Origin of the sequence: Bifidobacterium pluvialisilvae (assembly GCF_019331695.1) — a bacterium.
GTDB lineage: Bacteria > Actinomycetota > Actinomycetes > Actinomycetales > Bifidobacteriaceae > Galliscardovia > Galliscardovia pluvialisilvae.
This window is the reverse complement of the sequence record NZ_JAHBBI010000018.1, coordinates 1-10,461: the sequence shown is the minus strand read 5'-3', so window position 1 is coordinate 10,461 and position 10,461 is coordinate 1. Positions and strand designations below refer to the sequence as shown.

The 10,461-nt window shown below is 61.9% G+C and carries 5 protein-coding genes and 2 tRNA genes; 6 read left to right on the top strand and 1 reads right to left on the bottom strand.

Annotated elements, in window-relative coordinates:
• Positions 1-424: 424 nt before the first annotated feature.
• From KIH77_RS10340 to KIH77_RS10325, 4 genes are all read left to right on the top strand, one after another.
• Positions 425-497, top strand: a tRNA-Glu gene (locus tag KIH77_RS10340).
• 37 nt (positions 498-534) lie between these two features.
• Positions 535-606 (top strand) — tRNA-Gln (locus KIH77_RS10335).
• Between the two features lie 655 nt (positions 607-1,261).
• On the top strand, positions 1,262-3,322 hold the full coding sequence (locus KIH77_RS10330; protein ID WP_219101601.1) for a KUP/HAK/KT family potassium transporter: 2,061 nt from the start codon (positions 1,262-1,264) through the stop codon (positions 3,320-3,322).
• A gap of 133 nt (positions 3,323-3,455) precedes the next feature.
• Positions 3,456-4,838: a metallophosphoesterase family protein gene (locus tag KIH77_RS10325; protein ID WP_219101599.1), complete on the top strand. Its 1,383-nt coding sequence runs from the start codon at positions 3,456-3,458 to the stop codon at positions 4,836-4,838.
• A gap of 1,365 nt (positions 4,839-6,203) precedes the next feature.
• On the opposite strand, the gene KIH77_RS10320 is transcribed toward KIH77_RS10325, so the two are convergent.
• Positions 6,204-6,929, bottom strand: coding sequence for an IclR family transcriptional regulator (locus KIH77_RS10320; RefSeq protein ID WP_241520120.1), 726 nt, complete (start codon positions 6,927-6,929; stop codon positions 6,204-6,206).
• A gap of 329 nt (positions 6,930-7,258) precedes the next feature.
• Between KIH77_RS10320 and leuC the strand changes: the two genes are divergently transcribed.
• A complete protein-coding gene (gene leuC / locus KIH77_RS10315; RefSeq protein ID WP_219101595.1) occupies positions 7,259-8,662 on the top strand; it encodes a 3-isopropylmalate dehydratase large subunit in 1,404 nt (467 codons plus the stop codon).
• 116 nt (positions 8,663-8,778) lie between these two features.
• A complete protein-coding gene (leuD, locus tag KIH77_RS10310; protein WP_219101593.1) occupies positions 8,779-9,459 on the top strand; it encodes a 3-isopropylmalate dehydratase small subunit in 681 nt (226 codons plus the stop codon).
• Positions 9,460-10,461 lie beyond the last annotated feature (1,002 nt).

Below are 10,461 nucleotides of genomic sequence, written 5' to 3'. Positions count from 1 at the left end.
TTTTATTACGCCGATAGTTGATTTTTGTTTGTTTTTTTGTTTTTATTAGGAGAGAGGAGGGAGCAGACAAGGGGGTGAGGGGGGTGGGGGAGGGGAGGGAGAGGGGGATAGGGGGAGGGGGTGGGGGCGGGCGGCTTCGTTCGGGATGACAGGAGAGGAATTAAAGCAGCCTCTCTCAGGATGACAGGGGTGGGGCCGAACGGCTTCGCCGGAATACCGGAACTCTCTCGAACGCCCCGACAGCCAAAACCTCTCGAAATCGTTGCAATTCCAACGAAAACCAGCAATCCATCCAAACGCGACACGCCGAGAGTTGCGCACTTCCCGCGGCTCGCGTATATTAATCACTCGTTGCGGTTCACACCGCAGCCCAGTCAGGGAAATGACTTCGCTTCCGAAGTCACGAACTTACTGAATAATTTAAGCCCCCATCGTATAGCGGTCTAGTACTACGCCCTCTCACGGCGCCAACACCGGTTCAAATCCGGTTGGGGGTACGACTACGGAGCAGTCGCAAGACTGCTCCGCGCCAATTGGGGTATGGTGTAATTGGCAACACAGGTGATTCTGGTTCATCCATTCTTGGTTCGAGTCCAGGTACCCCAGCGAATATAGCCTCGCGAATCATATGATTCACGAGGTTTTTTGTTATCTATGATTTCGTATCACGTTTGGCAACCCAAATCATGGCAGCCCGTGATTAGCCGGCCGACGTTAGTGATTCGTTAGTATTGTGGTCTTCCTCCGTATGGGGTCCGTTAGGGACGGCCATCCTCCCCGATGTCCGGAGTAACGTGAGCGGTGTTCGTGAATTCCGGCCGTCGAATCATGTTCGGTCGGCGATGTTGTTCTTTGCCATAAGGGGGATGATCGGCAGATGAGCAATGCCGGCGATAATATGACGGCACTCGATGCCAACGATGATGCCGACGATATGGAATCCCGGAACGAAACGGAGGACGGCGCGGTGATGGTTCGGCCGGAGCCGTCCGCTGACCCGGTTCCGCGACCGAAGACGCAGCCCGGATCTCGCACGGAATCGAAATCCCGTCCGGAATCGAAATCCCGTTTGAAACCAAAACTCCGTCCGAAACCGACGTCTACATCGACATCTGCGTCGAAGGCGAGGTCCGCAAAATCGAAGTCATCCACCGGACCGAAGTCATCCACCAAACCGCAGTCATCCGCAAAATCGAAGTCGTCCACCCGGCCGAAATCGTCCGTTAAATCGAAATCGTCCATCAAATCGAAGTCGAGGACCGTGCGTCGCCGCGCCGGGCGAACCGCGCCGGGCGGCCGCGGCATCCCACTGACCGTCGGCACGGCGCTGGTGGCGCTCGGCATCGTATACGGCGACCTGCTCACCAGCCCCGTCTATACGCTGCCCGCCGTGCTCGCCGGCCAGGGCGGACTGGCCGCGGTGACGCCCGATTTCGTCATCGGCGTACTGAGCCTCGTGTTCTGGACGCTGATGCTCATCGCCACGGTGAAATACGTGGTCATCGCCCTGCGCGCCGACAACAAGGGCGAGGGCGGCATACTGGCGCTGTACGTGCTCGTGCGTCGGCATTGGAAATGGCTCATCGTGCCCGCGATGATCGGCGCGGCGGCGTTCCTGGCCGACGGCGTCTTCACCCCGGCCGTGAGCATCACCTCGGCCATGGAGGGTCTGCGCACCATACCGGCGCTTGGCTGGCTCGACGCCCATACGGTGATGCTGATGAGCCTCGTCGTCATCGTGCTGCTGTTCCTGCTGCAGCACAACGGCACCACGAGCATCGGCCGGCTGTTCGGCCCCGTAATGCTCGTCTGGTGCCTGTTCATCGCCGGCGCCGGCCTGCCGCATGCTCTGCGCCACCCCGAGCTGTTCCTCGGCGCGCTCAATCCGTGGAACGGCCTGTCGTTCCTGCTTTCGACGCAGAACCATGCCGGATTCGCCATCCTCGGCAGCGTGTTCCTCTGCGTCACCGGCGCGGAGGCCCTTTACTCCGACATCGGCCATGCCGGCATCAGGCCCATCCATGCCACATATCCGATCGTGATGGTGTGCCTGATGGTCTGCTACACCGGCGAAAGCGCGTGGATACTCGATCACGCGGGCGACACGTCGTTCCCCGCCGGCGGCAACGTCAGCCCGTTCTTCCAGATGATGCCGGAACGGCTGCGCGGATTCGCCGTCCTGTTCGCCGTCATCGCCGGCATCATCGCATCGCAGGCTCTGATCACCGGCGCGTTCACCATGGTCAAGGAGGCGACGTCCGTCAATTGGATGCCGCATCTCAAGGTGCTGTATCCGTCCGTCACCAAAGGCCAGCTGTATATCCCCGCTGTGAACTGGACGCTTTGTGCGCTCACGCTCGCCGCCGTGCTCACGTTCAAGGACAGCCATCATATGGAGGGTGCGTACGGCCTGTCGCTCAGCGTGGCCATGGTCACCACGTCCATTCAGCTCAGCGCCTACATCCTGCACGTGTGGCCGGGGCTTCGCGACTGGCAGCGTCGTCTCGGCGCGGTCGGCATGCTGGTCGGCTTCGGCGCGCTTGACGCGGCGTTCATGGTCTCCTGCCTGATGAAGTTCTTCAACGGCGGCTGGTTCAGCATCATGGTCTGCGTGGCCGTGCTCGCCGTCATGATCGCATGGGCGGAGGGCACGCGCGTCGAACGCAAGGCTCGCCGCCGTGTGAGGATCGCCGATTTCGAGGACGAGCTGATTCGCCTGTCCGATGACGGCGACATCCCGTTGACCGCCGGCAACCTCGTGTTCCTCACGCCCGACATGACCACCGACCGCATCGACGGCGACATCCCGCGCAGCATCTTCGCCGGCAATCCCAAGCGTGCGTTCGCCTATTGGGTGGTGACGGTGCTCATCAGCGACCATCCGTATGGGGAGGAATGGTCGGCGCAGCCGTATGCGGGCGGCCGTCTCATCCGTGTGCGCATCCGGCTTGGCTACAAGGAGCCGCAGCGTGTGCGCCCCATGCTGCGCGCCATCATGCGCGAGCTGCTGCACACCGGCGAGCTTCCGCCGCAGCGCAACGCCTATCCGGGATGGAACGGGGAGACCGCCGACATCGCCTCCACCCGCTATGTGTTCATCAAGAAGTCGCTGGTCCCCGAATCCGACATCAAGGACCTGGAACGTTTCGCCATCCGTCTCAAATACGCGATCCGTTCGGTGGCGGGCAATCCGCTCGCATGGTATGGACTGGCGTTCGACCGTCCGATAGTGGAGATCATGCCGTTGAGGACGAAGGAATACCCCGAGCCGAAAATCAGGCGTGTTCGGTTCCGGGGCCAGACGATTCCCGGCCGGGGATGATGCCATACTTGGCCGGGGATGCCGCCACGCCGAACGGGGATGACGCCGTGCCGGCCGGCTGGCCATCGGTTTTTCCGACGTCGCCAGTCCGATTGCGGTTGATTCTCAGGATGGGTGAAGTAGGGTTGTGGGTATGAGTGACCGAATTCACCGCGGCGCGTCCGATGCGGGGCGCGCATTGTCCCACGTGGGGGAACATGTGAGCGAACGTACCCAAAGGATTCTGGACGCCGTGGAGGAGGAGCGTCCGGTTTCCGTCTCCGCCAAGCTCGGACGGCTGCAGTTCCATCGTTCGGGTAAATTCCGTATCCTCCAGTTCACCGACATCCAGGACGGGCCGAAGGTCTCCAAGGACACCATCCGTCTTATCGAGGCCGCCTGCGACGCCGGCCGTCCAGACGTCGTCGTGTTCACCGGCGACCAGATCGCCGGCTACGATTCCGCCTACGCCAAGACGTCGCGCAAACGCCGCTGGGACGTGCCGAAGAACGGCGGCCCCGACGCCGCCGACCTCGACCATACACGCGACCTCGTCCGCAAATCCATCCGTCAGTTCGTTCAGCCGCTCATCGACCGCAACGTGCCGTTCGCCGTCACGTTCGGCAATCATGACTTCCAATGCGGGCTGGACAACGCCGAACTCAACGACATCTATCGTGAGTTCCCCGGATGTCTGAATCCTCCCATGGCGGCCGCCGAGCAGCCGGGCGCCGCCGTCTCGGCCGCGTACTCGGGTCTGGCCGATCAGGAGGTGTATGCGTGCGAGCCGGGGACGTTCGCCCTGCCCGTGACCGACATGGACCATAAACGCAACGTCATTGGCCTGGTGATCGTGGATTCCGGCGATTATGCGAAATCCGGCGGCTACGATTCGCCCAGCCAACGTGCGCTGGACTTCCTCGACGCCATGCCGTCCGTATTGGACGCGAAGTCCATCGTCTTCCAACATATTCCGATTCCGCAGTTCTACGACGTCTTGAAGCCTGTCTCGTCGTCGACGGCGTATGCGATTCAGGGCTACCGCAGCTTCGACGCCGCCTGCTACGTGCTCGACGAATCGAAGACGCTGCCGGGCAGTTACCTGGGGGAGGGCGTGAGCTGCCCCGACGTCGACTGCGGCGAATTCCAGATCATGAAGGACACCGACGGGTATTTCGGACTGTTCGCCGGCCATGACCATCGCAACGGATTCGTCGGCACGACCGAGGGCATCATGCTCGGTGCCACGCCCACCTGCGGATTCGGTGCGTATGGTCCGGTGCCGGACAAGCGGGCGGCGCGGCTGTTCGAGTTCGACATCCGTCACCCGTACGAGCCGCGTACGCAGCTGCTGGAGTTCGGGCAGATCGTGGGCAAGCCGACGACGCGCAAGGCGTACACGTTCGCGATGAGCCACGTGCCCACGAATCCGGGCGACGCGTGGAATCTGCTGCGCAAACCCGGCGCCATGGCCACGATCGCCGCCGGATTCGCCGCCGCCGTGGCATCGCTCGGCTTCACCGGCAAACGACGGTGACGTTGCGGTTGTGACGATGGTGGCGCTGATTGGTTGTGATGGTGGCGTTGCGGTTGTGTGACGGTGGCGTTGCCGGTTGTGTGACGGTGGCGTTGCCGGTTGTGACGATGGTGGGCTGGTTGTGATGGTGGCGTTGCGGTTGCGATGGCGACGGTGGCATTGCGGTTGTGATGGTGGCGTTGCGGTTGCCGACGACGGTGGTGACGTTGCCGGTTGCCGATGACGGTAGCGTCGTGGCTGTGGCGACGCTGCGGTTGTGATGGCAGTGACGTTGGCCGGTTTTGTGGGTCTGGTCGTTCGGTTTTGTGGGTCTGCGCGAACGGTTTCGTGAATCCTGCCTATCCGATTTCCGGTTTTGTGGGTCTATTAACGGTTCTGTGGGTCCATACGAACGGTTTATGGATTCCACCTGTTCGATTTCTGGGTTCGTGGGTCTATACGAACGATTTTGTGGGTCTACGCGGACATTTTGTGGGTCTGATCGTTCGGTTTTGTGGGTCTATCCGTTCATAGGCGAAATTCGTGGGTCTAGCACGTTCACTTACCGTGGGTCAATCCGTTCATTAACGGGTTTGTGGGTCTAGAGCATACGTGAAGACGTCGAAAATGGCCTCCTCGTGAACGATTCGACCCACTTTTAGATTTTTGCAATCCGATAGACCCACAAACCCGCCGATGGACCCACAAATCCGGGGAATGGCGATTCGATGGACCCACAAATCTGCCGATGGACCCACAAATCCGGGGGTGTAGTTCAAAGAGGAGATTCCTCTTGGGATGTGACATGGAGGAGATCACGCCCGGGATTACATGGAGGGCCCGCTTGGGATTACATGGAGGGACCCCGCCTAGGGTGACATGGAGGGGCTCTGTCCGGGATGACACGGATATTGGATGACATGGATTGGCGGTTGGCTCCCGCTGACGGGTTGGCTCTTGCCGGTGGGAGCTGGCGTCCGTAGGCTGGCTGAGGGTGGTTGGGCACCTGCGCGGTCATGCCTCAGCGGCTATGCCGTTGCGGTGGGCGGTCCTCATCGGCCGCAAGACCGATTCCATTGTTGCGGTCATATCGTTGTAGCCATAAGCCATACCATTTACTACCCCGCTTACTACCCCTCAGTCAGGCTGACGCCTGACAGCTCCCCTGACAAGGGGAGCCGAGACAAGATCGGCCTCGATCTCGCCGACCTGCGCGACAAGCTGGCGCAGACCGAGGGGAGCCGAGACAAAATTGACCTTGACCTCGACCTACGACCGGAGACGGCTCCCCTGACAAGGGGAGCTGAGTTGCCGTGAGCATGGTCCCGCACGCCGATTGGCTCCGTTCGCTGACAGGGGGAGCCAATCGGCTGGAACGTTACATGCCTACATGCCGGCGCCGGCATGGGCGCGGATCAGGGCGTCGGACAGGTATTTGCCGGCGGCCATGACCAGCGGCGCGAAATGCTGGCCCGGCGTCGTGCCCATACGGTTCGTCGGCCCGGAGATGGAGATCGCCGCGATGACCTGGCCGGAGGCGTTGCGAATCGGCGACGAGACCGACGCCACGCCCGCCTCGCGCTCGTTCACCGACTCCGCCCAGCCGCGCTTGCGCACGGTCGCCAGCTTCGCCATCGTGAACTTCGCGCGGCGCAGGCCCTGATGCATGCGCTCCGGATCCTCCCACGCGAGCAGGATCTGCGCGGCCGAGCCCGCCTCCATCGACAGGATCGCGCCCACGGGAATCGAATCACGCAGACCGCTGGACCGTTCCACGGCCGCGATGCACACGCGCTGGTCGCCCTGACGGCGGTAGATCTGCGCCGACTCGCCGGTACGGTCGAGCAGCGTCTGCAGAATCGGGCCGCAAGCGGTGAGCAGACGGTCCTCGCCGGCCGCGGCCGCCAGCTCCGCGAACCGCGATCCCAGCACGAAACGACCATGCTGGTCGCGCACGATGAAGCGATGCTTCTCCAATGCGATTGCCAGACGATGCGCCGTCGGCCTCGCCAGTCCGGTCTCGTTCACGAGCTGCGCCAGCGTGGCCGGTCCGCCCTCCAACGTATCGAGAATCTTGGCGGTCTTATCGAGCACGCCCACGCCCGAATGCACTTCCTTGCGCGCCGATCCCGGCTTGTCCGCAGCCGTGTCATCGCTCGGAGTGGACGCATTGCGCGGATTTGTCAATACTTTTACTGTTTCTTTTTTCGTCTGCAATGTTCCACCCGTTGTAGAATCGCCGTTTTGTATTGCCATGATTGGGATTATGCCATCTCATAATGTGAAATGCAAAAGTCTCGAATTTGGCCGAAGCACCATACTCGATGTGTCTGGGCTATTCGAAGGAATGGCCACCGAGGAAAAAGCAGAGGAATCGACGTCGATACACGTTGCGATAACGTCGCGGCAAACGTTGCGATTACGCCTCTAGGAGGTACATCATGGGAACCACATTGGCCGAGAAGGTCTGGGCCGACCATCTCGTCCGCAAGGGCGAGAACGGTGAGCCGGATCTCATCTACATCGACCTCATGCTCATGCACGAGGTCACCAGTCCGCAGGCGTTCGAGGGCCTGCGCCTGGCCGGCCGCAAGCCGCGTCACACCGACCTGCTCATCGCGACCGAGGACCACAACACCCCGACCGTGAACATCGACCAGCCCAACCCCGACAAGACGTCGGCCACACAGCTGAGCACGCTCGAGAAGAACTGCAAGGAGTTCGGCGTGCGTCTGCATCCGCTCGGCGACGCCGACCAGGGCATCGTGCATCAGGTCGGCCCGCAGCTGGGCCTCACCCAGCCGGGCATGACCGTTGTGTGCGGCGACTCGCACACCTCCACGCACGGCGCGTTCGGCGCGCTCGCGTTCGGCATCGGCACCAGCGAGGTCGAGCACGTGATGGCCACGCAGTGCCTGAGCCTCAAGCCGTTCAAGACCATGGCCGTGAACGTGGAGGGCGAGCTGCCGGAAGGCGTGACCGCCAAGGACATCATCCTCGCCATCATCGCGAAGATCGGCACCGGCGGCGGCCAGGGCCACGTGATCGAATACCGTGGCGAGGCCATCCACAAGCTCAGCATGGAAGCCCGCATGACCATCTGCAACATGTCCATCGAGGCGGGTGCGCGCGCCGGCATGGTCAGCCCGGACGAAATCACGTTCGAATACCTCAAGGGCCGTCCGCACGCCCCGCAGGGCGAGATGTGGGACAAGGCCGTCGAATACTGGAAGACGCTGAAGACCGACGACGACGCCGTGTTCGACAAAGAGGTGACGCTGCGCGCCGAGGACCTCCAGCCGTACGTGACGTGGGGCACCAACCCCGGTCAGGGCCTGCCGATCACCGCCAACGTTCCCGATCCGGAGACCATCACCGACGAGACGCAGCGCGTGGCCGCCGAATCCGCCATCAAGTACATGGGCCTCACGCCCGGCCAGCCCATCAAGTCCATCGCCGTCGACACCGTGTTCATCGGCTCGTGCACGAACGGCCGCATCGAGGATTTGCGCGCCGCCGCCGCCATCATGAAGGGCCATCACAAGGCGAAGAGCCTGCATCGCGTGCTCGTCGTGCCGGCGTCGTCCCGCGTGCGCCTCGAAGCCGAGAAGGAAGGCCTTGACAAGATCTTCAAGGACTTCGGTGCCGAATGGCGTAACGCCGGCTGCTCCATGTGCCTGGGCATGAACCCCGACAAGATGGTCGCCGACGAACGTTCGATTTCGACGTCGAACCGCAACTTCGAGGGGCGTCAGGGCAAGGGCTCGCGCACGCATCTGGCGTCGCCCGCCGTGGCCGCCGCCACCGCCATCCGCGGCACCATCTCCAGCCCCGCCGACCTGTAAGGTCTTTCCTCCGACTCCCCTGTAAGGGGAGTCGGCCGCGAAGCGGACTGAGGACTGAGGGGTTGGATTCCGTCTGAACAGCCCCGTACAAAACCAATCAAAGGACTTTAATAATCATGGAAAAACTTACCGTCGTCACCGGTGTGGGCGTGCCGCTCCGTCGTTCCAACGTCGACACCGATCAGATCATTCCCGCCGTGTTTTTGAAGCGCGTGACCAAGTCCGGCTTCGATGACGCATTGTTCTACGCGTGGCGCCGCGACCCCGAGTTCGTGCTCAACAAGGACGCCTACCGCAACGGCAAGATCCTCGTGGCCGGGCCGGACTTCGGCATCGGATCCTCCCGCGAGCACGCCGTGTGGGCGCTGCACGACTATGGTTTCCGCGTGGTTATCGCGCCGCGCTTCGCCGACATCTTCTACGGCAACACCGCCAAGAACGGCGTGCTGGCCGCCATCATGCCGATGGAGTCGATCGAGCTGCTGTGGAAGCTGCTTGAGGAGGAGCCGGGCCGTGAGATGACCGTCGATCTGGGCGAACGCACCGTGACCTGCGGCGACGTGACCCTGCCGTTCGAAGTGGGCGATTACGTGCGTTGGCGTCTGATGAACGGCTACGACGACATCGACCTGACGCTGCATCACGAGGACGACATCATCGCCTACGAGAAGATGCGCGCCGAGAAGTTCCCGTTCAAGCCGACCACACTGCCGGCCAGGCACCTGCCCGAGGAGCCCATCGCCTCCGCCCGCGAACCCGAATACGATTGGACAGGCCCGTTGGCTGATCGCGACTAACGTTGCAATCAGCCTGGGGGAACAGTTCAGTGGACTGTTCCCCAGGCCTGTGCGAGGCCGCGATTATCTCGTGGCCGAGCCAGAAAACCGCGGGCGAATCCCGTCCTTAATTGCCGGACCAGGCCCGTTGGCTCCCGCCGGCGGGGCCAGCCTCTGCGCAATAGGCTCCCCTTGTCAGGGGAGCTGTCACGCATAGCGTGACTGAGGGGTAGTCGACACCTTGACGGCATGGCGCACATACTCGGCACATACCTCCCCTCAGTCTCACTGCGTTCGACAGCTCCCCTCCAGAGGGGAGCCAATTGCTGAGACGTGTCATCCTAAGTGGGGGCAACACCCTGTCATCCTGAGCGGAGCCTACACCCCTCTGTCATCCTGAGCGGAGCCGCTTGCGGCGTAGTCGAAGGATCTTGCGCTGATTGGTGTGAAAGATCCTTCGACTCCGGGCTTCGCCCTCCGCTCAGGATGACAGAAACGGCTCTTCCCTGAAGGACGGGGCTGCATAATCGTCGTTTTGCATCGTGGTCCATGGGAATCGCGGTGATTTCCAAGGATTACGCCGCATTATCGGAGAAAATCGTCGTAGTCCATCGTGATTGTCAATGTCGATGTCGTGAATCGTTGCAATCATGCGGTTCTTGAAATCGTACCTTCGAGATTCCGATGGACGGGGCTGCATAATCGTCGATTTGCATCGTCGTCCTTCGTAATCGAGGGGAATCCGAAGGATTACGCCGCGTTTCGAGCAAAATGCGGTCAAGTCCATTGCGGGGAGAGTGAGCGGGGAGGGGAGCTGCCTCAGTGGGGTGTTTTCTATTGTCATTCTGAGCGAGCGCAGCGAGTCAAAGAATCGTTGTCGACGATTCGAGATCCTTCGGCTCCGGCCTGCGGCCTTCGCTCAGAATGACAGGGGGAGGGCCGGTTGCTTTCGCTCAGGATGACAGGGGGAGGGCCGGTTGCTTTCGCTCAGGATGACAGGGGGAGGGCCGGTTGCTTTCGTTC

What these genes read in the sequence shown, in the direction of transcription:
- leuD (WP_219101593.1), top strand. Translation starts at nt 8,779, where the DNA reads ATGGAAAAACTTACCGTCGTCACCGGTGTGGGCGTGCCGCTCCGTCGT.
- KIH77_RS10325 (WP_219101599.1), top strand. Translation starts at nt 3,456, where the DNA reads ATGAGTGACCGAATTCACCGCGGCGCGTCCGATGCGGGGCGCGCATTG.
- leuC (WP_219101595.1), top strand. Translation starts at nt 7,259, where the DNA reads ATGGGAACCACATTGGCCGAGAAGGTCTGGGCCGACCATCTCGTCCGC.